General features: G+C 59.3%; 25 protein-coding genes and 1 riboswitch. Of the genes, 11 read left to right on the top strand and 14 right to left on the bottom strand.

Annotated features, from left to right (window positions below):
• Positions 1 to 7 precede the first annotated feature (7 nt).
• The 4 genes from rutD to rutG are packed head-to-tail and all read left to right on the top strand — an operon-like array spanning position 8 to position 3,256.
• Positions 8 to 808: a pyrimidine utilization protein D gene (gene rutD, locus SP99_RS08065; RefSeq protein WP_047958240.1), complete on the top strand. Its 801-nt coding sequence runs from the start codon at positions 8 to 10 to the stop codon at positions 806 to 808.
• Between the two features lie 9 nt (positions 809 to 817).
• On the top strand, positions 818 to 1,408 hold the full coding sequence (locus SP99_RS08060; protein WP_047958239.1) for a malonic semialdehyde reductase: 591 nt from the start codon (positions 818 to 820) through the stop codon (positions 1,406 to 1,408).
• Positions 1,409 to 1,417: 9 nt separating this feature from the next.
• On the top strand, positions 1,418 to 1,912 hold the full coding sequence (gene rutF / locus SP99_RS08055) for an NADH-dependent FMN reductase RutF (RefSeq protein WP_045284633.1): 495 nt from the start codon (positions 1,418 to 1,420) through the stop codon (positions 1,910 to 1,912).
• A gap of 21 nt (positions 1,913 to 1,933) precedes the next feature.
• Complete coding sequence (gene rutG / locus SP99_RS08050) at positions 1,934 to 3,256, top strand: pyrimidine utilization transport protein G (RefSeq protein WP_047958238.1); 1,323 nt, start codon at positions 1,934 to 1,936, stop codon at positions 3,254 to 3,256.
• 142 nt (positions 3,257 to 3,398) lie between these two features.
• Here the strand turns inward: rutG and SP99_RS08045 are convergent, their stop codons facing one another.
• The 4 genes from SP99_RS08045 to SP99_RS08030 form a co-directional block, all read right to left on the bottom strand.
• Positions 3,399 to 3,920, bottom strand: a complete 522-nt coding sequence (locus tag SP99_RS08045) for a GNAT family N-acetyltransferase (protein ID WP_047958237.1) — start codon at positions 3,918 to 3,920, stop codon at positions 3,399 to 3,401.
• Between the two features lie 6 nt (positions 3,921 to 3,926).
• Positions 3,927 to 4,196, bottom strand: coding sequence for a type II toxin-antitoxin system TacA family antitoxin (locus tag SP99_RS08040; RefSeq protein WP_025755885.1), 270 nt, complete (start codon positions 4,194 to 4,196; stop codon positions 3,927 to 3,929).
• Positions 4,197 to 4,257: 61 nt separating this feature from the next.
• Positions 4,258 to 5,175: a DMT family transporter gene (locus SP99_RS08035; protein ID WP_025755886.1), complete on the bottom strand. Its 918-nt coding sequence runs from the start codon at positions 5,173 to 5,175 to the stop codon at positions 4,258 to 4,260.
• Positions 5,176 to 5,293: 118 nt separating this feature from the next.
• Positions 5,294 to 5,464 (bottom strand): con-10 family general stress protein, encoded by a 171-nt coding sequence (locus tag SP99_RS08030; RefSeq protein WP_013097201.1) that lies wholly within the window; start codon positions 5,462 to 5,464, stop codon positions 5,294 to 5,296.
• A gap of 392 nt (positions 5,465 to 5,856) precedes the next feature.
• Here SP99_RS08030 and wrbA point away from each other — a divergent pair, with 392 nt between their 5' ends.
• On the top strand, positions 5,857 to 6,453 hold the full coding sequence (gene wrbA, locus SP99_RS08025) for an NAD(P)H:quinone oxidoreductase (protein ID WP_025755888.1): 597 nt from the start codon (positions 5,857 to 5,859) through the stop codon (positions 6,451 to 6,453).
• Positions 6,454 to 6,471: 18 nt separating this feature from the next.
• Entirely contained in the window at positions 6,472 to 6,699 is a 228-nt protein-coding gene (locus SP99_RS08020) for a YccJ family protein (protein ID WP_008499832.1), read from the top strand.
• Between the two features lie 32 nt (positions 6,700 to 6,731).
• On the opposite strand, the gene agp is transcribed toward SP99_RS08020, so the two are convergent.
• Positions 6,732 to 7,973 carry a bifunctional glucose-1-phosphatase/inositol phosphatase gene (gene agp, locus SP99_RS08015; protein ID WP_047958236.1) on the bottom strand — a complete coding sequence of 414 codons (1,242 nt, stop codon included), beginning with the start codon at positions 7,971 to 7,973 and terminating at the stop codon, positions 6,732 to 6,734.
• Between the two features lie 152 nt (positions 7,974 to 8,125).
• Between agp and SP99_RS08010 the strand changes: the two genes are divergently transcribed.
• Both SP99_RS08010 and SP99_RS08005 read left to right on the top strand, forming a co-directional pair.
• Positions 8,126 to 8,569, top strand: coding sequence for a winged helix-turn-helix transcriptional regulator (locus SP99_RS08010; protein ID WP_047958235.1), 444 nt, complete (start codon positions 8,126 to 8,128; stop codon positions 8,567 to 8,569).
• Positions 8,570 to 8,694: 125 nt separating this feature from the next.
• A complete protein-coding gene (locus SP99_RS08005) occupies positions 8,695 to 9,489 on the top strand; it encodes an SDR family NAD(P)-dependent oxidoreductase (RefSeq protein WP_047958234.1) in 795 nt (264 codons plus the stop codon).
• Position 9,490: 1 nt separating this feature from the next.
• Here the strand turns inward: SP99_RS08005 and SP99_RS08000 are convergent, their stop codons facing one another.
• Complete coding sequence (locus tag SP99_RS08000) at positions 9,491 to 9,850, bottom strand: winged helix-turn-helix transcriptional regulator (protein WP_047958233.1); 360 nt, start codon at positions 9,848 to 9,850, stop codon at positions 9,491 to 9,493.
• Positions 9,851 to 9,950: 100 nt separating this feature from the next.
• Between SP99_RS08000 and SP99_RS07995 the strand changes: the two genes are divergently transcribed.
• Positions 9,951 to 10,700: an SDR family oxidoreductase gene (locus tag SP99_RS07995; RefSeq protein WP_047958232.1), complete on the top strand. Its 750-nt coding sequence runs from the start codon at positions 9,951 to 9,953 to the stop codon at positions 10,698 to 10,700.
• A 1-nt stretch (position 10,701) separates the two neighbouring features.
• Here the strand turns inward: SP99_RS07995 and SP99_RS07990 are convergent, their stop codons facing one another.
• On the bottom strand, positions 10,702 to 11,205 hold the full coding sequence (locus tag SP99_RS07990; RefSeq protein ID WP_047958231.1) for a DedA family protein: 504 nt from the start codon (positions 11,203 to 11,205) through the stop codon (positions 10,702 to 10,704).
• A 283-nt stretch (positions 11,206 to 11,488) separates the two neighbouring features.
• Positions 11,489 to 11,658, top strand: a riboswitch (M-box (ykoK) riboswitch).
• A 61-nt stretch (positions 11,659 to 11,719) separates the two neighbouring features.
• On the opposite strand from SP99_RS07990, the gene SP99_RS07985 reads away from it, so the two are divergent.
• Positions 11,720 to 12,721, top strand: coding sequence for a magnesium transporter (locus SP99_RS07985; protein WP_047958230.1), 1,002 nt, complete (start codon positions 11,720 to 11,722; stop codon positions 12,719 to 12,721).
• Between the two features lie 36 nt (positions 12,722 to 12,757).
• Here the strand turns inward: SP99_RS07985 and hpxK are convergent, their stop codons facing one another.
• The 7 genes from hpxK to hpxU form a co-directional block, all read right to left on the bottom strand.
• A complete protein-coding gene (gene hpxK, locus SP99_RS07980) occupies positions 12,758 to 13,963 on the bottom strand; it encodes an allantoate amidohydrolase (protein ID WP_231584275.1) in 1,206 nt (401 codons plus the stop codon).
• A gap of 17 nt (positions 13,964 to 13,980) precedes the next feature.
• Entirely contained in the window at positions 13,981 to 15,222 is a 1,242-nt protein-coding gene (locus tag SP99_RS07975) for a pyridoxal-phosphate-dependent aminotransferase family protein (RefSeq protein WP_047958228.1), read from the bottom strand.
• 13 nt (positions 15,223 to 15,235) lie between these two features.
• Entirely contained in the window at positions 15,236 to 15,973 is a 738-nt protein-coding gene (locus tag SP99_RS07970) for an amino acid ABC transporter ATP-binding protein (RefSeq protein ID WP_023327069.1), read from the bottom strand.
• On the bottom strand, positions 15,954 to 16,610 hold the full coding sequence (locus tag SP99_RS07965) for an amino acid ABC transporter permease (RefSeq protein ID WP_047959788.1): 657 nt from the start codon (positions 16,608 to 16,610) through the stop codon (positions 15,954 to 15,956). The genes SP99_RS07970 and SP99_RS07965 overlap by 20 nt, the downstream gene beginning before the upstream one ends.
• Complete coding sequence (locus SP99_RS07960; RefSeq protein WP_025755908.1) at positions 16,610 to 17,275, bottom strand: amino acid ABC transporter permease; 666 nt, start codon at positions 17,273 to 17,275, stop codon at positions 16,610 to 16,612. Before SP99_RS07960 ends, SP99_RS07965 begins: the two co-directional genes overlap by 1 nt.
• A gap of 4 nt (positions 17,276 to 17,279) precedes the next feature.
• Positions 17,280 to 18,062, bottom strand: coding sequence for a transporter substrate-binding domain-containing protein (locus SP99_RS07955; protein WP_047958227.1), 783 nt, complete (start codon positions 18,060 to 18,062; stop codon positions 17,280 to 17,282).
• A gap of 191 nt (positions 18,063 to 18,253) precedes the next feature.
• A complete protein-coding gene (hpxU, locus tag SP99_RS07950; protein ID WP_047958226.1) occupies positions 18,254 to 19,093 on the bottom strand; it encodes a MurR/RpiR family transcriptional regulator HpxU in 840 nt (279 codons plus the stop codon).
• Positions 19,094 to 19,235: 142 nt separating this feature from the next.
• Here hpxU and hpxW point away from each other — a divergent pair, with 142 nt between their 5' ends.
• Positions 19,236 to 20,819: an oxamate amidohydrolase gene (gene hpxW / locus SP99_RS07945; protein WP_047958225.1), complete on the top strand. Its 1,584-nt coding sequence runs from the start codon at positions 19,236 to 19,238 to the stop codon at positions 20,817 to 20,819.

Raw genomic sequence — 20,819 nt, 5'->3', positions numbered from 1 at the left:
GGCGGCCATGAAACTCTCCGTCTCACCGCCCCCGTATGAGGGGGCACCCGCGGTGGTCCTGATTGCCGGTCTCGGCGGCAGCGGCAGCTACTGGCTGCCCCAGCTCGCCGCGCTGGAGCAGGAGTATCAGGTGGTCTGTTATGACCAGCGCGGAACGGGCAATAATCCCGATACCCTGCCGGAAGGGTACAGCCTTGCGCAGATGGCGGACGAACTGGCCCGGGCGCTGGCGGAGGCCGGGATTGCCCGCTACAGCGTCGTCGGCCATGCGCTGGGGGCGCTGGTCGGCCTGCAGCTGGCGCTGGATCATCCCGACGCCCTCACCGCGCTGGTGTGCGTTAACGGCTGGTTAACCCTTAACGCGCACACCCGCCGCTGCTTTCAGATCCGCGAGCGCCTGCTGCATTCCGGCGGCCCGCAGGCGTGGGTAGAGGCGCAGCCGCTGTTTCTCTACCCGGCAGACTGGATGGCGGCCCGCGCCCCTCGTCTGGAGGCGGAAGAGGCGCTGGCGCTGGCCCATTTCCAGGGGAAAACCAACCTGCTGCATCGGCTAAGCGCCCTGAAGAAAGCCGACTTCAGCCGCCATGCCGCGCGTATCCGCTGCCCGGTACATCTTATCTGCTCCAGCGACGACATGCTGGTGCCTTCTGTCTGCTCCGCTGAACTGCAGGCGGCAATCCCCGGCAGTCAGAAAGTGGTGATGCGCCAGGGTGGACATGCCTGCAACGTCACCGAGCCAGACACCTTTAACACGCTGCTGCTGAACGGGCTTGCCAGCCTGCTGCACAGCCATGAACCCGCGTTATAAGGAGCTGTAATGAGCGAAGCCATTAATCCCACTGCGCTGGAGACGCTGTTTACCTCCGCGCGCACCCATAACGGCTGGCTGGATATGCCGGTCAGCGACCAGGTTCTGCGCGAGATCTACGACCTGATGAAATGGGGGCCAACGTCCGCCAACTGCTCTCCGGCGCGGATAGTCTTTGTGCGAAGCGCAGAGGGAAAAGAGAAGCTGCGCCCGGCGCTCTCCAGCGGCAACCTGGAGAAAACGCTCGAGGCGCCGGTTACGGCCATCATGGCCTGGGACAGTGAATTTTACGATCGCCTGCCCGAACTGTTCCCGCACGGTGATGCCAGAAGCTGGTTTACCACCAGCCCCGCCCTTGCGGAAGAGACGGCGTTTCGCAACAGCTCCATGCAGGCCGCTTACCTGATTTTCGCCTGCCGCGCCCTGGGGCTGGATACCGGCCCGATGTCGGGCTTTGACCGACAAAAAGTCGACGACGCCTTTTTCACCGGCACCACGCTTAAAAGCAACCTGCTGATCAACATTGGCTATGGCGACCCGGGCAAACTTTACGGACGCCTGCCGCGTCTGGACTTCGACGATGCCTGCGGGCTGGCGTAAGGAGCGAACATGACAGCACCGGATAAACAGACCTTTCGCGACGCCATGGCCTGCGTTGGCGCAGCGGTCAATATCATCACCACTGACGGCCCGGCGGGGAGAGCAGGCTTCACCGCCAGCGCGGTGTGCAGCGTCACGGATTCACCGCCCACCCTGCTGGTGTGCCTGAACCGCGGCGCGTCCGTCTGGCCCACGTTTAGCGAAAACCGCACCCTGTGCGTGAATACCCTGAGCGCCGGGCAGGAGCCGTTATCCAATCTGTTTGGCGGCAAAACGCCGATGGAACAGCGCTTTGCCGCTGCCCGCTGGCAGAGGGGCGACACGGGCTGCCCACGGCTGGAGGATGCGCTGGCCTCCTTTGACTGCCGCATCAGCCAGGTGGTGAGCGTTGGTACCCATGACATTCTGTTCTGCGACATCGTTTCGATTATCCGCCACCCGGCACCGCAAGGGCTGGTGTGGTTTGACCGCGGCTACCACGCGCTGATGCGACCCGCCTGCTGAGGCGCTTTAAGGAGACAGACCATGTTCGGATTTCCCCACTGGCAGTTGAAATCGACCTCCACAGACGCCGGCGTGGTCGCGCCGGATGAACGGCTCCCGCTCGGGCAAACCCTGGTAATGGGCGTCCAGCACGCGGTTGCCATGTTTGGCGCCACGGTGCTGATGCCGATGCTGATGGGGCTGGATCCCAACCTCTCTATTCTGATGTCGGGAATCGGTACGCTGCTGTTCTTTTTTGTCACCGGCGGGCGCGTGCCCAGCTATCTGGGTTCCAGCGCCGCCTTTGTGGGGGTGGTCATCGCCACCACCGGGTTTAACGGCCAGGGGATCAACCCTAACCTGAGCGTGGCCCTCGGGGGCATCATCGCCTGCGGTCTGGTGTACACCCTGATTGGTCTGGTGGTGATGAAGATCGGTACGCGCTGGATCGAACGCATGATGCCCCCCGTCGTGACCGGTGCAGTGGTGATGGCAATCGGCCTGAATCTCGCGCCGATTGCGGTCAGGAGCGTCTCCGCCTCGCCGTTTGAGAGCTGGATGGCGGTGATCACCGTGCTGTGTATTGGCCTGGTAGCGGTATTTACCCGCGGTATGGTCCAGCGCCTGCTGATTCTGGTTGGGCTGATTGTGGCCTGTCTTTTCTACGCACTGCTGGCAAATGTCTTTGGTCTCGGCAAACCTGTCGATTTCACGTTGCTCCATCAGGCCGCCTGGTTCGGTCTGCCGCAAATCACATCGCCAGCCTTCAACAGCCAGGCGATGATGCTTATCGCCCCCGTGGCGGTGATCCTGGTGGCGGAGAACCTGGGTCATCTGAAGGCCGTGGCGGGCATGACCGGACGCAGTATGGATCCGTATATGGGCCGTGCGTTCGTCGGCGACGGGCTGGCAACCATGCTCTCCGGTTCCGTGGGCGGCAGCGGCGTCACCACCTATGCCGAAAATATCGGCGTGATGGCGGTGACCAAAGTCTACTCGACGCTGGTGTTCGTGGCGGCGGCAGTGATGGCGATACTGCTTGGCTTCTCACCGAAATTCGGCGCGCTGATCCACACCATTCCGTCACCGGTTATTGGCGGCGCATCGATTGTGGTCTTCGGGCTGATCGCCGTGGCGGGAGCACGCATCTGGGTGCAGCATCGCGTCGATCTCAGCCAGAACAGCAACCTGATTATGGTGGCCGTCACACTGGTGCTGGGCGCGGGGGATTTCGCCCTGACGCTGGGCGGATTCACGATTGGCGGGATTGGTACGGCGACCTTTGGCGCCATTCTGCTTAACGCCCTGCTGAACCGGCGGGAAGCGGCCGCGCCGCAGGGCGAGGTCGTGCATCAGGATTCGTGATAAGTCACCCCGAAGGAGAGAGGGAGAAATGCAGACCTGTGCTGGTCTTACAGACCGCACCAGCCAGTCCCCTCGCCCCTTCGGGGAGAGGGTTAGGGTGAGGGGCGCAAAAAACGCCCCCTCATACTTTCAGGACGCAGGTCTACTCTTCTTCAAACAGGCGTTCAATAGATTTGGTGGGATAAAAAAGCGAATGACTGTTTTCACCCGTCAGAGGGATAAAGCCCAGCTTCAGATAAAACCGTTTAGCCTGTTCGTTAATCGCATCGACAAAGAGTCCATGTACGCCTACCGCCTGCGATGCCAGGTAAACCACGCGCATAGCATGCGTAACGAGTGTTGTTCCCCACTCGCGTCCCTGCAGGTCTTTATGGACAGCCAGACGCCCCAGCGTCACGCTCGGTACGTTGATATAAGGGATCCGACGCTGCTGAGTCTTAGAAGGAAGCATCGCTTTTTCAAAGCAACTTCCGGACAGCGTGTAATAGCCGAGGACACGAGGATGGTCGCGATCTTTAAGCAGATAGCCGCGTAAAATACGCCCAGTGTGCTGACGCACCAGATGGTCTACCAGGAAGGAATTTAGCGAGGGTTCACCACAATCGAAATTCCTGAAATCATACTCTTCTCCCTCTGAAAACATTTCGATCGTGAGATTTTCCACGACGCTTCACTCCATGTTTCGAAGACGTTTTGCCGCTCGCTTCAGGCGTTCATTTGGCTCTGGCGGATTGTCGATGGCGTTCATCACGGCATTCCATGATGTTTCGTTTAAGACGAGACGCCGATGCTGTTCGATGACCTCTGCAGCACGTTCAGACGCACTGTTCACCATAAACTGGGTGATCGTTTGGTTCGTCATCGCCGCCGCCTCTTCAATCATTGTTTTGTCTTCGTCCGTCAGGCGAAGATCGATACGCTGTTTTTTAAGTGCTGGCATAATTGACTTTATCGTGTACGGTGTTTATCCGTACATATCGTAGAGACATCCGTCCTTTTTTTCAATCTAAACCTTCTTCAGCCGTCACATCGCTCACCTCACGGCGACGTTTTTTTAGCTTTAATTCACTCACCAGCACCCCGGCGACGATAAACGCTGCGCCCACCAGGGCCAGCAGCGGCAAACGCTCGCCCGCAAGCCGGCCAAAAATCCCTGCCCAGACCGGTTCCCCGGTATAGATCACCGTCGCACGGGTCGGCGACACGCTGCGCTGCGCCCAGTTCATAGTCACCTGAATAATGGCGCTGAAAATGCCCAGCCCCAGCGCCACCACGACAAGGCCGGTGGACATTGGCGGTACCGACTCCCCAGCCGGTACCATCGTCGCAAATGCCACCAGCGACGCGGTGGCGAGCTGCACTACCGTCACGCGCTTGACGTCGACCTTCCCCGCCCAGGCGCTAATCAGAATAATTTCCGCCGCAATGGCAATTGCCCCGATCAGGGTAATGATCTCCCCCGTCCCCAGCGCCAGCAAGTTGTTTTCCGGCCCGGCCAGCAAAATAAGACCGATAAACGCCAGCACGATCCCGATGCAGGACATCAGCCCCGGCAGTCGCCCCAGGCACAGCCACTGCAGTAGCGGCACCAGCGGCACATACATGGCGGTAATAAATGCGGATTTACTGCTGGAGATGGTCTGCAATCCCCACGTCTGCAGGCTATAGCCCATCGCTATCGCCACCCCAATCGCCACCCCGGCCTTAAGCTCTTTCAACGTCAGACCCCGCAGCGTGTTAAGCGAGCAGAGCCCCACGGCAATCGCCGCCGTCGCAAAGCGCAGGCCAACAAAAAAGAACGGATCGCTAAGGGTCACCGCGTACTGGACGGCCAGAAACGTCCCGCCCCAGAACATGGTGATGAGAATAAGGATGGCTTCCTGCGGTTTAACGGAAAATTTGAAACGTGAGACAGACATGCGGCACTCGCAATGAAGAACAATTCCCTAGTGTGCGTTGCCTTTGGTTACAGTTCAATGTTGCAGAAATAAAAAAACCGCCGGGAAGCCCCGGCGGCAGGGAGATCAACCCGGCGACTTACTTATTGCCGCCATGGCTGTTTTTACCCCCTTTTTTGCCAGCCTCAGATGCGCGCTGAGGGTCATTTTTAAAATTACCCCCGCTATGCTGGCCACCTTTACGGCCTGCTTCTGATGCTCTTTCACGGTCTTCTGCGAAATTACCTGAACCACCACGATGGTTTGCCATCTCTAACCTCCAGAGTGTGAAACATTAGACATCATATTGCATTCAGTAAAAGAGGATTCTTTCACCTCGCGGCCCAAGGACAACGCCTTTATCTGTGCCGCGTGAAACTAAGCTTAGTGGAATGAGGTTATCCGGCAAGTCGAAGGTAATATCCTGCAACATGATCCCAGTCTTTCGGGTGAGATGACGCGGCGGTAATCCATAAGCCTTTCTTATCATTTTAAAAATCGGCAGCGGGAAAGTTGTATCATTTTGCTACAAAGCCATTTTCAGACCCATATTGTTATAAATCAAATAAATGGCGTTCATTTTTGCAGTCTGGCTGTGATGACATATCTTTAAAAGAGCGCAGCGATCCGCTGTCAGAGAAAACAAACGAGGAGTGATGCAAAATGGCAAAAGTTCTGGTGCTCTATTATTCCATGTATGGACACATTGAAACCATGGCTCACGCGGTAGCAGAGGGTGCAAACAAGGTGGACGGCGTTGAGGTTGTGGTGAAACGCGTACCGGAAACCATGCAGGCAGAAGCATTCGCAAAAGCCGGGGGTAAAACACAAAATGCCCCGGTGGCCACCCCGCAGGAACTGGCTGATTACGATGCCATCATCTTTGGCACCCCGACCCGCTTTGGCAATATGTCCGGCCAGATGCGTACCTTCCTCGATCAGACGGGCGGCCTGTGGGCATCAGGCGCGTTATACGGCAAGCTCGCCAGCGTCTTCAGCTCCACCGGGACCGGCGGCGGCCAGGAACAGACGATTACCTCAACCTGGACTACCCTTGCTCATCACGGGATGGTGATTGTGCCGATTGGCTACGGGGCACAGGAGTTATTTGATATTTCTCAGGTACGTGGCGGTACGCCGTACGGCGCAACCACCATTGCCGGCGGCGATGGCTCCCGACAGCCGAGCAATGAAGAGCTCGCTATCGCCCGTTACCAGGGTGAATACGTCGCGGGTCTCGCCAAAAAACTGAACGGCTAACCCAACAGGAGGACAAGCATGCCAACGCAAGAATCAAAAGCTCACCACGTGGGTGAATGGGCAAGTTTACGCAATACCTCGCCGGAGATCGCCGAAGCCATTTTTGAAGTCGCGAAGTATGACGAAAAACTGGCAGAGCAGATTTGGGAAGAAGGCAACGATGAAGTGCTGGTGCGCGCCTTCGAAAAAACGGACAAAGACTCGCTCTTCTGGGGTGAGCAAACCATCGAACGTAAAAACGTCTGAACGTTTCCCCCCGCCATGCGGGGGGTTATCCTCTATTTTGCCGCGTTGTTCATCACCGCATTGAATTTGTCGACAGGACAGAAGCCGTTCGCATCGACCGGACAGCCCTTAAGCTCAAGCGTCACGCGCTGCGCCGGAGATTGTAGCGACAGCACGCTGGCGTTACGCAGCTGCTCCGAGCTCTGATAAACATACTCAATTTTCATCAATTCCTGGTTGCTGTTTTTGTCATGCCAGCGCTGGAAGACAATTTTGCCGCCAATCGGGGTGCGTTCCTGCTGGTCGTGCAGCTGGTACGGTTTGAAATCCAGCGCCGTGAGCAAGGAAGCGATGTTTGAATCATGCCCCACCAGCAGGGTGATTTTCGGCGCTTTCGCCTGTTCGGTGACCAGGGTTTTATCGATGTATTTCACCAGCGGTTTGGCGACGTTTTGCGCCACCTCGGTAGAGGTAAACAGCGAGTCCTGATAACCGTTTTTCAGCTTCGACAGTACGCGCCACTGCTGGTCGGTTTTGATCTCTCCCCAGGCCACCTGGTCCGCCGGGAAACCTTCGTAATACTGCAGCGTAAATGCGTCAACCAGCGAGTTACCCACCTTCAGCGGCCCGGAAACGCCAGGCTCTTTTTCGTAATCAGCGCTGAAGGTATCTTTCGCATCCGCCAGCGAGCAGACCTTTTTCTCTTTGCACGACGGCGACTCAGCGTAGTTCGTCATCTGCTCCAGCAGCTTGTAGCTTTCCGCAAGCTGCATTTTCTGCCGCTCGGCCTCCATCGCCTTCAGCGCTTTGTCGCGGAATTCAGGGGAGTTATCGGTAATCACCGGGTTAAAGGTCGGGTCCATGGTGCCCATTTTTTCCTGATGATGAACAGGCACATCACAGCCCGGGAAGGCGCCGGTGATAAAGAACTGCGCGGTGGCGACGGTACGCTGCAGGCTGTTGGCATAGGCATACACCGCATCCGCTGGCGGGCACTCGCCGGTCTTGATCATCCCCTGCTGTGCCAGCCACTCGCGCATATAATGACCCATATAGACTTCCAGCACGCCGCCTTTGGTGGTGAGCTGACCACCCGGCACTTCCCACTCAGGCCACTGCTTTGGCGTCGACTGCTCCAGCACGCTGCCGTTGTTGGCAAGCGGAGCGCGCAGGTTATGACGACTCATGATTAAAACTTGCTCCAGCTGATACCCTTCCGGCGTCTCTTGCGCCTGCACGCCAAACGTTGCTGAAATGGAACCGGCGACTGCCAGCGCGAGTAGTGCTTTTCTCATCCCTAATTCCTCACTCGTTTTAAAATGTCGCGTTCAGTGTGACAGAACCGTGACAATTTTCCGGGAAGCATTTCTCAAACTGATGATTAACACGCTTACGGTGAGCGTCGATTAGTTTTATAATAAAACCATACCCCACCGGAGAATGTGCTGTGAAACGTACCCGTCTTGAAGAGAGCCCCTGCCCCGTCGCCCGTTCGCTGGATATCATCGGTGACTGGTGGTCGCTGCTGATTGTTCGCGACGCGCTCCGCGGGGTTACGCGCTTTGGCGAGTTTCAGAAAAGCCTCGGAATTGCGAAAAACATGCTGACCACGCGGCTTAAGCTGCTGGTTGACGAAGGTATCCTTCGGCTTCAGCCCGCCTCCGACGGCAGCGCCTGGCAGGAGTATGTCCTGACCGAGAAGGGACGCGCCCTGCAGACGGTTCTGGTTGCCCTGTCACAGTGGGGCAATGAATATTTATTTGCTGAACACGAATGCGGCACGGTCCTTGTCGATAGCGAAAAGCGCAAACCCCTGCGAAAACTGGCGCTTATCGCCGACGACGGTCGCGAACTGACCCCTGAGCAGATTGTGGCCAAACTCCCCTCCTGATCGCTCCCGCCAGCAAAAGCACAAAATGCCCACCAATTTGGTTGCATTATAAAACCAAATAGCAGAGAGTGGATTAAGTTTCATGTTGAAACCAAATAACCCACTTTGCTTTGAGGTAACACACGATGACTACGCCACGCTCTACCGCCCTGGTAACAGGTGCCTCTTCCGGAATTGGTGCTGTCTATGCCGATCGCCTTGCCGCTCGCGGCCTTAATCTGGTGCTGGTCGCCCGGCGTGAGGAACGACTGCAGGCGCTGGCCAGTGAACTGCGCGAACGCTATGACGTTGCGGTCGAGGTTCTGGTGGCCGATCTCACGGAGGAAGCCGGGATCCGCGCCGTGGAAGAAGCACTGCGCAGCAACACCGCCATCGATACGCTGATTAACAACGCGGGCACCGCACAGATGGCCCCGTTCCTCGCGGGTGATGTGGCCCGGCATCAGGCCATTAACACCCTGAACACCACGGCGCTGATGCGCTTAACGTATGCCATTCTGCCGCGCCTGGCAGAGAATAACCGCGGCACGCTTGTCAACATCGCGTCCGTGCTGGCCCTGCACGTGCGGGCGGGCAGCGCGCTCTACAGCGCCACCAAGGCGTGGGTGCTCAGCTTTACCCGCGGGCTGCAGGAAGAGTTTGCCGACAGCAACCTGCGCATTCAGGCGGTGTTGCCTGCCGCCACGGCGACGGAGATCTGGAGCCATTCCGGCGTCACGGTTAACGATCTGCCGGAAGGGTCAGTAATGACCACGGAAGATATGGTGGATGCGTCGCTGGCGGGTCTGGATCAGGGTGAACTGATCACCATCCCGCCGATGCATGACGCTGGCCTGTGGGATCGCTACGAAACGGCGCGTCTGGAATTGTTTAACAGCGCGCGCACCGGTATTCCGGCCCCGCGCTACGTAAAACAGTAGCCTAACGCTCCAGCTGGTCGCCGTACTCAGTCATCCAGGCGGCCAGCGGCGAGAGTGCATTTTGCAGAGTGAGCCCGAGCGCGGTAATTTGGTACTCCACCCGCGGCGGGATCTCAGGGTAGACCGTACGCGTCACCAGCCCGCGCTGCTCGAACAGGCGAAGCTGCTTCGTCAGTTCTTTTTGCGTAATCGGGGCAGCCGCGCGCAGCAGATCGCCAAAGCGAACGGGCGTATTGAACACAATCAGGCGATAGAGAATGGGGATCGCCCATTTACCGGAAATCAGGTTGACGAACTGCGTCATCGGGCAGGTATATACCTCAGATTTTTTTTCGCAGCACACGTCCAGACTTTCTGCCATTGCACACCTCTTGCCTCGTTAGTATCCATTTGGTACCTTGTTTCCTTTCGATACTAACGTTTCTATAGTGTTTTCTCCAGAGACATTTCAGGAGAAGAAAATGGGTCGTTTAACCGATAAGTACACGCTGATTACCGGCGGCACCAGCGGCATCGGTCTTGCTACCGCGCAGGCGTTTATCGCCGAAGGCGCACACGTCGCCGTCACCGGACGCAATCCCGACACGCTCGCCGAAGCAGAGCGCATTCTGGGTGAAAACGCCTGGGTGATCCCGACCGATGCGGGAGATATTGCTTCGCAAAAAGCGCTGGCGGAGATCCTTGCCGCCCGCTGGCCACGCCTGGACGCGGTATTTCTCAACGCCGGTGATGTGACGCACGCGCCGCTGGAAGCGTGGCAGGAAGAAGCCTGGGATCGTCTGATGGGCATCAACCTGAAGGGACCGTTCTTTTTAATTCAGGCACTGCTGCCGCTGCTGAATAATCCCTCCTCCGTGATCCTGTGCGGCTCCGTAAGCGCGCGCATCGGCCTGCCCACCAGCAGCGTATATGCCGCGAGCAAAGCCGCCCTGCTGTCGCTGGCGCGCACGTTGTCGGCAGAACTGCTGCCGCGCGGGATCCGCGTCAACGGCCTGAGCCCCGGTCCGGTGGAAACCCCGGCCTTTAACAAAACGGGCTTAAGCGAAGAAGCGCTTAACGCGATGATGGCGGAGATCATCAAACTTGTGCCGCTGGGCAGAATGGGCTCCACGACGGAGCTGGCAAAAGCCGCGCTCTATCTGGCCTCCGACGAGTCCAGCTATACGGTAGGCACGGAGCTGCTGGTGGACGGCGGGATGGGAAGTTTGTAACTCAGAAGGCGCTGATGCCGGTGACAATGCCGACATACAGCGCCGCCCAGACGGCGGCAGAGAGCAGGCTCACCACATAAACCTTGACCACGTTAAGCCTGAGCATGCCTGCCGCCAGCGGTACGATATAGCGCAGCACCGCCAGGAAACGCGCGCTGAACAGTACCAGCACGCCGTTTTTCTGCAGCTGATGTTGCACCCGCAAAAATTTACTGGCGTGTTTTGCGGTGAGGCGGGTTATCCATCGCGTGTGCCCCATCAGTTGGCCGATATGGAAGTTCAGCGCTGAACCCACCGTTGCCCCCATCACCACGGCCAGCCACGCCAGCGCCGGATGCATGCTCGCCTGACTTACGGTAATGCCGGTCAACAGCATCACCGAGGCAGGTGGCAGCACAGAGGAGATCAGCACCGTTGATTTACTCAGCGCCATCATAAATAACAGCGCGAAAAGATGTGCCGGATAGAGCGCAAAGTGATTCAGCAAAGTATCAAGCCACGTCATTTACCCTCCCCCGATGTAAATATCATTCTTCATTTAAAATGAATTCACTTAAATAAACCCTCAACGTCTTATTAATAAGATTCTTCTAAACCGTTCTTAAACATTTTTTAAATTCCTGAGCGGCAAAATTAATTAAGCGTATTATCCCTCTCGTTTTATACCCTAAATAATTCGAGTTGCAGGAAGGCGGCAAGGGAACGAATCCCCGGGAGCGTACACAAGTACGTGACTGGGGTGAGTGAGTGCAGCCAACGCACCTGCAACTTGAAGTATGACGGGTATACAACGATCTCGTTATGGCGAGGCTCCTGTACAAATACACGTTATCGCTCTGGTGGGTTCGAGAGAACCGGCACAGGGTAAAACAGGCACTGTCGAATCAAGGCTTTGTCAGTATAACTTCCCTCGCGGGATACGGTGTACAGTGCTGAACCCAGGACGTGGGGATCTCCTCTTCGACATGCCCTGTCTTGCTCGCCCCTGAGAGATTTTTATTATTCAAAGGGAATTCATTATGTCTTACGCTATTCACAACCAGAACCCGACATTCAATGACAGCGCCATCGCGCAGTATATGAATACCGATTTTATCGTCCTCGATATTTCATTATGCGTGGCGCTGGCGCGCGAGCAATTCTTCGAAAAATTAAAAGACGATGATATCCCGTCGCATATTTTCATTGAAGACCATGGCCGCCTGGCGGGGATGATTGCCGTGCGCCAGTTGCTGCAGACTTCCGATACGGTACAGCCGGTGAAATCGCTGATGATTTCGCAATTTTTACAGGTCAAACCGGAGGATGAGCGTGCCGACGTTGCCGGACTGCTGGCCCACGGCGACGCGGATGTCGTGCCCGTGGTCACCCACGGGAAGCTTGTCGGCTGCCTGACCGAACGGGAAATCGCCCATCTGCTGGAAGATGACGTTACCGAAGATGCCCAGCTTCAGGGGGCGACGCTGCCGCTGGAGAAGCCCTATCTGGAAACCAGCGCCTTTAATCTGTGGAAAAAACGCTCCGTCTGGCTGCTGCTGCTGTTTGTCGCCGAAGCCTACACCAGCTCGGTCATTCAGCATTTCGAAGAGGCGCTGGAGTCCGCCATCGCGCTGGCGTTCTTTATCCCGCTGCTGATTGGCACAGGTGGCAACAGCGGAACGCAGATCACCTCCACGCTGGTGCGCGCCATGGCGCTGGGAGAGGTGCACCTGCGCGATGTCGGACGCGTGCTGCGCAAAGAGATGACCACCTCGCTGATGATTGCCGCCACGCTGGGCCTCGCCGGGTGCATCCGGGCCTGGATGATGGGTATTGGGCTGGAAATCACGCTTATCGTCAGCCTGACGCTGGTGTGCATTACGCTGTGGAGCGCCATCGTCTCGTCCGTGATCCCGATGGTGCTCAAGCGCTGCGGCATTGACCCGGCGGTTGTCTCCGCGCCGTTTATCGCGACGCTTATCGACGGTACCGGGCTGATTATTTACTTCAAAATCGCGCAATATACGCTGGGGCTGGAGTGATGTGATTCCTTGCCGGGTGGCGCTGCCGGGCAACAATCAGATCGCACCAAGCGCTCTCACCGCCCGCCCAAACGCCTCAATCGCCAGCGCGACATCCTCAGCCATCACCGATTCCGCCGGATGATGGCTGACGCCGCCCCTGCAGCGCACAAACAGCATCCCCACCGGCCAGCGCTCTGCCAGGGCGATGGTGTCGTGCCCGGCGCCGCTGGGCAGGGACACGGTACGCCCCTGCACCGATTCAACGGCGTCGCCCAGCAGATGCTGCAGACGCGCATCGCACGGCGTGGCGGCGATCCGGTAAAACTCCTCGGCGCCAAAACGTAACCCGCGACGGGCAGCGATGGCCTGCGCCTGCGCCAGCAGTTCAGCGAGTAGCGCGTCCAGCGGGACATCCTGCGGGCCGCGAATATCCAGCGAGAGCGCAACCTCGCCGGGAATGACGTTAACCGCACCGGGCAGACAGCGTAACTCCCCCACTGTCGCCACGAGATTGCCGCCGGCTTGCCGGGTGGTGTTTTCAATCAGCACCATCCATTCGGCGGCGGCGGCCAGGGCATCTTTACGGTGAGCCATCGGCACAGTACCGGCGTGTCCGGCCTCGCCGGCGAAGCGGCAGTTAAGGCGGCGCGCGCCGTTGATGGCTTCCACCACGCCCAGCGCCAGCCCCTCCTGCTCCAGACACGGCCCCTGTTCGATGTGCAGCTCCAGACAAGCGCTGAAATCGTGCGGATGGCGTGCCGCCAGCGCCACGCGGGTGGGGTCGAGTCCTGCCTGCACCATCGCCTGCGCCACGCTGATGCCCTGGGCATCGCAGGTCTCCAGCCAGCCCTGCGGCCAGGTTCCCGTCAGACCACGGCTGCCCAGCAGGGTGATGCCAAAACGGGTCCCCTCTTCGTCACCAAAGCCGACAATCTCAATCGCCTGGGCCAGGTGCTCTCCCTGCTGATGCAGGCTGTCCACCACCTCAATGGCCGTGAGTACCCCGAGCATGCCGTCGTAGCGCCCGGCGTTGCGCACGGTATCCAGATGCGATCCAAGCAGCACCGCCTGCGCCCCCTCCTGCTGGCCTTCATAGCGTCCACAGATATTGCCCACGCTGTCCTGCCAGACGGTCATGCCCGCCTGGCGCATCCACTCTCCAACAAGCTGGTTGGCCTGCAGATGCTGCGTGGAGAGATACACCCGCGTCAGCCCGTCCGGGGTTTCGCTGATGGCGGCCAGCGCGTCGGCACGTGCCATCACCCGTTCTGCCGGGCTCACAGCGGCGTCTCGCGGCGATAGTGATCCCACGCGGCCTGCATCGCCGCCCCCTGCGTCGTCGCGAACTTCAGGTAATTCAGCACCGACTCCAGCGCGCTCAGGGTAGTCATCACGCAGTCTTTGCGTGCGTTATAGCCCATGGTGCCAATGCGCCACACCTTGCCGTGCAGCGGACCAAACGAGGTACCGATTTCGATGCCGAAATCTTCCAGCATCAGCTTACGCACCTGGTCGCCGTTGATCCCCTGCGGGATCACCACCCCCAGCACGTTGTTCATCTTGTGCTTCAGGTCGCCGAAGGTCTCCAGCCCCATCGCCTGAATGCCCTTCAGCAAAGCGTCACCATGCAGTTTATGACGCGCGATACCGTTATCCAGCCCTTCCTGCAGGATCAGCCGCGCGCATTCGCGGGCGCCAAACAGCGCGGTGGTCGCTTCGGTGTGATGGTTCAGACGCTCCGGCCCCCAGTAGTCCATCACCATGCCGAGATCGAAGTAGTTGGAGTAGATCATCTCCTCGTCACCGTCGCGGTGGGCGTCGGTACGGATGCCCTCCTCAACGCATTTGCGACGGCGGATCGCCTCTTCCATCCGCGCGCTCAGGGTGATCGGCGACGTGCCCGACGGGCCGCCGAGACACTTCTGCATGCCGGCTGACACCGCGTCCAGCCCCCAGACGTCGGTCTCCAGCGCGTTGCCGCCGAGCGACGCGGTGGCATCGGTATAAAACAGCACATCGTGACGGCGGCAGATCTCGCCAAGCGCCGCGAGCGGCTGCAGCATGGTGGTAGAGGTATCGCCCTGTACGGTCAGCAGCAGGCGCGGACGAATACGTTTAATCGCATCTTCTATCTGGTCCGGGGTAAACACCTCGCCCCACGGCACCTCGATGGTATGCACCTCTGCCCGACAGCGGCGGGCGATTTCGCACAGCAGGTGACCAAAGCGGCCAAACACCGGCACCAGCACTTTATCACCGGGGCGAATGGCGGAGACCAGAATCGCTTCAATCCCCGCGCGGGAGGTGCCGTCCACCAGCATCGTCCAGCGGTTCTTTGTACGGAACACCCCGCGATAAAGCGCCATCACCTCGTTCATGTAGTGGGTCATGGCCGGGTCGTACTGGCCAATCAGCTGGCTCGACATGGCGCGCAGCACGCGCGGGTCGGCGTTGATCGGGCCCGGGCCCATCAGCAGGCGCTGCGGCGGGTTGATTTGCGGAAAGTGTGCGATATCCATTGTTCAGTCCTTATCAGTTGAGGCCGCGCACGGAGGAGATGAACTGCTTCAGTTCGGTGGTCTGCGGGTTGGCAAACAGCGTTTTGCTGTCGCCCTGCTCCCAGACTTTCCCCTGGTGCATAAACACCACGCGGTCGCCCACTTCGCGGGCGAAATTCATTTCATGGGTCACGAGAATAAGCGTCATCCCTTCGGCCGCCAGCTGCTCGAGCACTTTGAGCACTTCGCCCACCAGTTCCGGGTCGAGCGCGGAGGTGATCTCGTCACAAAGCAAGACTTTCGGCGACATCGCCAGCGCCCGGGCAATCGCCACGCGCTGCTGCTGGCCGCCGGAGAGGCTCGACGGGTAGTAATCCAGACGGTCGCCAAGGCCGACTTTCTCCAGCATCTGCTGCGCCAGCGCCCGGCATTCGGCGGCGCTTTTCTTCAGTACCCGGCGCGGGGCGAGCATGACGTTCTCCAGCGCCGTCATGTGCGGAAACAGGTTGAAGCTCTGGAACACCATCCCGACCGAGCGGCTGATTTCACGCGCCTGAGAGTCCCGGTCGGTGATGGTCATGCCGCCCAGCTTGATGCTGCCGTCCTGATAGCCTTCCAGGCCGTTAATGCAGCGCAACAGCGTGCTTTTGCCCGATCCGCTGCGCCCGATAATGGAAATCACCTGGCCCATGTCGATATCCAGATCGACGCCCTTGAGCACGTGGTTATCGCCGTAGTACTTCTGCACCTGATTAATGGTGATGAGAGGCATTGAATTTCGTCTCCAGATAGCGGCTGTAGCGGGACAGCGGATAACACAGAATAAAGTAGCCCAGCGCCACCAGCGCAAAGACCTTAAACGGCTGATAGGTCACGTTGGTCAGCATGGTCCCGGCCTTGGTGAGCTCGATAAAGCCGATAATCGACGCCAGCGCGGTACCCTTGATCACCTGCACGGCAAAGCCGACCGTCGGGGCAATCGCAATCCGCAGCGCCTGCGGAGCAACCACCCGATAAAGCGTCTGGCCAAAGGTCAGCCCCAGGCAGCGAGACGCCTCCCACTGCCCCTTCGGCAGCGCGCGAATGCATCCGTTCCAGATATCGAGTAAAAACGCGCTGGTGTAGAACGTGAGCGCCAGCGAGGCGGCGGTCCACGGCGAAACGTCAATACCAAACAGCGCCACGCCGAAGAAGGCCAGGAACAGCTGCATCAGCAGCGGCGTGCCCTGAAACAGCTCGATATAGCCACGAATGATGCGCTTCACCGTGCGTCCGCCCGTCAGGCGCAGCAGCAACAGCGGCAGCGTCACCACCGCGCCGCCGACAAACGCCACCAGCGACAGCAGCACCGTCCAGCGCCCGGCCAGCAGCAGGTTGCGAATAATGTCCCAGTCGGTAAAGGTGGTCATCATGCCTGTACCCCCAGCCATTTGCGTCCTGCGGCCATCATCAGCTGGCGCAGGGTAATCGACAGCGCTAAGTAAATCCCGGTTGTCACCAGATAGACCTCAAAGCTCAAAAACGTTCTGGACTGAATCAGGTTGGCGGCAAAGGTCAGCTCTTCATACGAAACCTGCGACACCACCGACGAGCCGAGCATTACAATAATGCACTGACTCACCAGCGCCGGGTAAATGCGCTGCAGCGCGGGCGGCAGCACCACGCGAATAAATGTCTGCAGGCGGGTCAACCCCAGCACGCGTCCGGCCTCCCATTGCCCTTTCGGCGTCACCTGGATGCCGGCACGGATAATCTCGGTGCTGTACGCACCGAGGTTCACCACCATCGCCAGCAGCGCCGCTTCCCCCGCGGTCATCTTCAGCCCCAGATTCGGCAGGCCGAAGACAATGAAAAACAGCTGCACCACGAACGGCGTGTTGCGGATGATCTCGACGTAACCACCCCAGATCCGGCTGTACCATGTTGGGCGTCCGCTGCGGATCGCCGCCCCGAAAATACCTGTCGCCAGACCGCCCACGGTCGCCAGCACCGTTAGCTGAATGGTGACCCACAGCCCCGCCAGCAGCTCCGGCCAGTGCGGCCAGAGCGCGGAGAAATCAAGTTGCTCCGTCATCGGCTCAGGCGCCAAGGTTTGCCGGCAGAGGAGCCTTCAGCCACTGCTCGGACAGGCCGTTCAGCGTGCCGTCCTTAATGCCCTGCTCAATCAGCGCGTCCACTTTTGCCTTCAGGGCCGGTTCGTTCTTCTTCAGGCCAATAAAGCACGGCGAGTCTTTCAGCATAAAGCTCGGCACGGGGGCTTTCGCCGCGTTCTGACGCGAAATGGCCGCCACCACGAGGTTGCCGGTCGCCACGTACTGCACCTGCCCGGAGAGATACGCCGACAGCGTGGTGTTATTGTCTTCGTAGCGTTTTACGTTGGCATCTTTCGGTGCCAGGCTGGTCAGCACCATGTCCTCCACTGCTCCACGCGTCACGCCGATGGTTTTTCCACTCAGGGCGGCGGCATCTTTCAGTTCGGCGCCTTTCGGGCCAAACACGCCGAGGAAGAACGGCGCGTAGGCGCGGCTAAAGTCGATCACCTTCTCGCGCTCCGGGTTTTTCCCGAGACTGGAAATGACCAGGTCCACCTTATCGGTTTGCAGGTACGGCACACGGTTGGCGCTGGTCACCGGGACCAGCTGCAGCTTGAGCTTCATCTGCTTGGCCAGGTAGCGCGCCATGTCGATGTCATAGCCCTGCGGCTGGAGATCGGTCCCCACCGTTCCAAACGGCGGGAAGTCCTGCGGTACGGCGATACGAATAGTGCCGCGCTTCTCGATATCCTGAAGCTGGTCAGCCTTTACCGGCAGGTTGGTGAACAGACAGACGGCCCCGGCCAGTGCAATTAACAGTTTTTTCATGGTGCTTCCCCGTAACGTTAACATGAAACAAAAGATTCTTTGAATGTGTTTTTGCAACTAATGTGCCAGATAACGCAGCGCGGAGAATTTTCTGTTAACGCCTGATAAAACGCGGGCGGGGCGAAAATGTGCCCCATTTTCGCCCCGCCGTTCTGCACCATTTCAATGCAAAGCACCAGCCTGATGCCCCATTATCGTTGTTCCAGTTCATCCAGCTGCTGGTAGAGAGAGGCAATATCGTGAATGCGCGGGCGGCCTTTATCGAGGATCTCATGCAGCAAGGCATTTGAAAGCAGGTTGATCAGGCTGTTGACGGACGAATAGCTGTCATAGGCCGAGACGCTGTCCAGTGGGGCGCAGAGCTGCCAGCTCGCCAGCGGAAACAGGCTGTGGGCCTGCGGCTCGCACATCAGCAGCACCGGAATGCCGCTGCTCTGAAGCTGCTGCATCAGCGGGCGGATAATGCGCGGGCGGCGGCGAAAGGCCATCATGACCACCAGATCGTCGGGCGTTAAATCCACCAGTTCCTCGCTCAGGCTCTGCCCCGGCTGCGGCAGCACCAGCACCTGCCCGCGCGCCTGCAGCAGCTGCTGGCGCAGGTGCAGCGCCGCCGGATAGGCGTTACGCATGCCGATGATGACAATGCGACGCGCCTTCACCATACAGGCCATCGCCTCGGCAAACTGCTGCGCGTCGAGGGCATTAACCCACTGGGTCAGGTTCGCCATCTCCTGCTTGTAGTGGCGCGCCAGCAGCGTGTTGCCCTGCACCGCGTCGCGGTTGTCGGTAAGCGGCATCCCGCTCTGGCGCAGGGTGCGCAACTCGTCGCGCATGTCCTTATATTTCTCATAGCCCAGGCGTTTAAACAGACGGCTGACTGTCGCTTTCGACACCCCGCTCAGTTGCGCCAGCTCGGCGCTGTTGTAGCCGATCAGGTCGTCAAAATGATCGAAAATAAAATCCGCCACCCGCTGCTCCTGCGGCGACAGCGACGGGTATTGTGCTTTCAGACGTTCATCTAACTGTTCCATAGCGCCTCTGTAACTTTTGTTTCATCACATTTTGCTTTTTATTATACGTATCATTATACGTGCCAGTTTACTGAAACTTTTCTTTCAGAACTGGAACAACTTTTGCAGCGCCTTGTGACCTTCAGGGTTATGAGGACTCTTCATGCACAGTAATGTTTCCACACGCGGAATGGCCGTTGCGCCCCACCATCTTGCTAGCCAGAGCGCGCTGGCCGTGCTGCGCGAAGGCGGCAGCGCCATCGAAGCGATGGTGGCGGCGGCGGCGACCATCGCCGTGGTTTACCCGCATATGAACGGCCTCGGCGGTGACGGCTTCTGGCTTATCGTTCCGCCGCAGGGCGACCCGATCGCCATCGATGCCAGCGGCGCGGCGGGATCGCGCGCGACGCTCGCCGCCTACGACGGGCTGGCACATATTCCCCATCGCGGACCTCAGGCGGCGCTCACCGTCGCCGGAACGGTCAGCGGCTGGGACGAGGCGCTTAAGGTCTCACGTGAAATGACCGGTAAATCGCTGCCGCTGGCCCGCCTGCTGGCCGACGCCATTGAGTATGCGCAACACGGCACGCCGGTCACGCCCTCTCAGGCTCACGCCACGGCGAGTAAATTCGACGAGCTGAAAGATATCCCCGGTTTTGCGGAAACCTGGCTGGTGAACGGTCAGCCGCCAGAGGTCGGGAGCCGCTTTTATCAACCGGCGATGGCCTCCACCCTCAAGCGGCTGGCGGAGGACGGGCTGGACAGCTTCTATCGCGGTCCGCTGGCGGAGGTGCTGGCACACGGTATGGAGGCGCTGGGCCTGCCCGTGACGCTGGCCGATTTACACGCCCACGCAGCCCGGCGCACCACGCCGCTGACGCTGCAGCATCAGCAGGGGGAGGTGTTTAACCTCGCCCCACCGACCCAGGGGCTGGTCTCGCTGGCAATCCTCGGCATCACCGACCGGCTGAACATGGCGGACGCCGACGACGCCGACACCCTTCACCGCATTGTTGAAGCCACCAAGCTGGCCTTTGGCCTGCGCGATGCCCATATCACCGACCCGCGCGAGCTGAAAACCGATATTCAGCGCCTGCTGGACCCCGCTGCCCTTCAGGCGCTTGCCGACAGGGTTGACGACAGCCGCGCCGCCCCATGGGGAGCTGGCAAAGGCCCCGGCGATACGGTGTGGATGGGGGTGATGGACAGCAGCGGCCTGGCCGTGTCGTTTATTCAGAGCATTTATCACGAATTCGGCAGCGGCGTGGTGCTGCCCGATACCGGCATCGTCTGGCAGAACCGCGGCGCCTCATTCAGTCTCGATCCCAATCATCTTTTGGCCCTCGCGCCGGGTAAACAGCCGTTCCATACCCTCAACCCGGCGGCGGCACGTCTTAAGGATGGGCGGGTGATGGTCTACGGCTCGATGGGCGGTGACGGACAGCCGCAAACCCAGGCCGCCCTCTTTACCCGCTACGTGGTCCAGGGCGTGCCGCTGCAGGAGAGCATCTCCCGCCCGCGCTGGCTGCTGGGTCGCACCTGGGGACAAACCTCGGACACCTTAAAACTGGAGGGCCGTTTTTCTCCCGAGACTGTCGCACGCCTGCAGGGGCTCGGTCACGACGTAGAGCTTTTCCCGGACTTTAGCGAAGCCATGGGCCACGCGGGTGCGATAGTCCGCCACCCGAACGGGCTGTTTGAAGGCGCGTTCGACCCACGCAGCAACGGCGCCGCCACCGGATTCTGA

This window comes from Enterobacter sp. BIDMC92 (assembly GCF_001030225.1).
Taxonomy (GTDB): domain Bacteria; phylum Pseudomonadota; class Gammaproteobacteria; order Enterobacterales; family Enterobacteriaceae; genus Enterobacter; species Enterobacter sichuanensis.
This window is presented reverse-complemented; position numbering and strand designations above follow the sequence as displayed.

Excerpts from the sequence above, each read along its gene's own strand:
- rutD (WP_047958240.1), top strand. The coding sequence starts at position 8 with ATGAAACTCTCCGTCTCACCGCCCCCGTATGAGGGGGCACCCGCGGTG.
- SP99_RS08060 (WP_047958239.1), top strand. The coding sequence starts at position 818 with ATGAGCGAAGCCATTAATCCCACTGCGCTGGAGACGCTGTTTACCTCC.
- rutF (WP_045284633.1), top strand. The coding sequence starts at position 1,418 with ATGACAGCACCGGATAAACAGACCTTTCGCGACGCCATGGCCTGCGTT.
- rutG (WP_047958238.1), top strand. The coding sequence starts at position 1,934 with ATGTTCGGATTTCCCCACTGGCAGTTGAAATCGACCTCCACAGACGCC.
- SP99_RS08040 (WP_025755885.1), bottom strand. The coding sequence starts at position 4,196 with ATGCCAGCACTTAAAAAACAGCGTATCGATCTTCGCCTGACGGACGAA.
- SP99_RS08035 (WP_025755886.1), bottom strand. The coding sequence starts at position 5,175 with ATGTCTGTCTCACGTTTCAAATTTTCCGTTAAACCGCAGGAAGCCATC.
- SP99_RS08030 (WP_013097201.1), bottom strand. The coding sequence starts at position 5,464 with ATGGCAAACCATCGTGGTGGTTCAGGTAATTTCGCAGAAGACCGTGAA.
- wrbA (WP_025755888.1), top strand. The coding sequence starts at position 5,857 with ATGGCAAAAGTTCTGGTGCTCTATTATTCCATGTATGGACACATTGAA.
- SP99_RS08020 (WP_008499832.1), top strand. The coding sequence starts at position 6,472 with ATGCCAACGCAAGAATCAAAAGCTCACCACGTGGGTGAATGGGCAAGT.
- agp (WP_047958236.1), bottom strand. The coding sequence starts at position 7,973 with ATGAGAAAAGCACTACTCGCGCTGGCAGTCGCCGGTTCCATTTCAGCA.
- SP99_RS08005 (WP_047958234.1), top strand. The coding sequence starts at position 8,695 with ATGACTACGCCACGCTCTACCGCCCTGGTAACAGGTGCCTCTTCCGGA.
- SP99_RS08000 (WP_047958233.1), bottom strand. The coding sequence starts at position 9,850 with ATGGCAGAAAGTCTGGACGTGTGCTGCGAAAAAAAATCTGAGGTATAT.
- SP99_RS07995 (WP_047958232.1), top strand. The coding sequence starts at position 9,951 with ATGGGTCGTTTAACCGATAAGTACACGCTGATTACCGGCGGCACCAGC.
- SP99_RS07990 (WP_047958231.1), bottom strand. The coding sequence starts at position 11,205 with ATGACGTGGCTTGATACTTTGCTGAATCACTTTGCGCTCTATCCGGCA.
- SP99_RS07985 (WP_047958230.1), top strand. The coding sequence starts at position 11,720 with ATGTCTTACGCTATTCACAACCAGAACCCGACATTCAATGACAGCGCC.
- hpxK (WP_231584275.1), bottom strand. The coding sequence starts at position 13,963 with ATGGCACGTGCCGACGCGCTGGCCGCCATCAGCGAAACCCCGGACGGG.
- SP99_RS07975 (WP_047958228.1), bottom strand. The coding sequence starts at position 15,222 with ATGGATATCGCACACTTTCCGCAAATCAACCCGCCGCAGCGCCTGCTG.
- SP99_RS07970 (WP_023327069.1), bottom strand. The coding sequence starts at position 15,973 with ATGCCTCTCATCACCATTAATCAGGTGCAGAAGTACTACGGCGATAAC.
- SP99_RS07965 (WP_047959788.1), bottom strand. The coding sequence starts at position 16,610 with ATGACCACCTTTACCGACTGGGACATTATTCGCAACCTGCTGCTGGCC.
- SP99_RS07960 (WP_025755908.1), bottom strand. The coding sequence starts at position 17,275 with ATGACGGAGCAACTTGATTTCTCCGCGCTCTGGCCGCACTGGCCGGAG.
- SP99_RS07955 (WP_047958227.1), bottom strand. The coding sequence starts at position 18,062 with ATGAAAAAACTGTTAATTGCACTGGCCGGGGCCGTCTGTCTGTTCACC.
- hpxU (WP_047958226.1), bottom strand. The coding sequence starts at position 19,093 with ATGGAACAGTTAGATGAACGTCTGAAAGCACAATACCCGTCGCTGTCG.
- hpxW (WP_047958225.1), top strand. The coding sequence starts at position 19,236 with ATGCACAGTAATGTTTCCACACGCGGAATGGCCGTTGCGCCCCACCAT.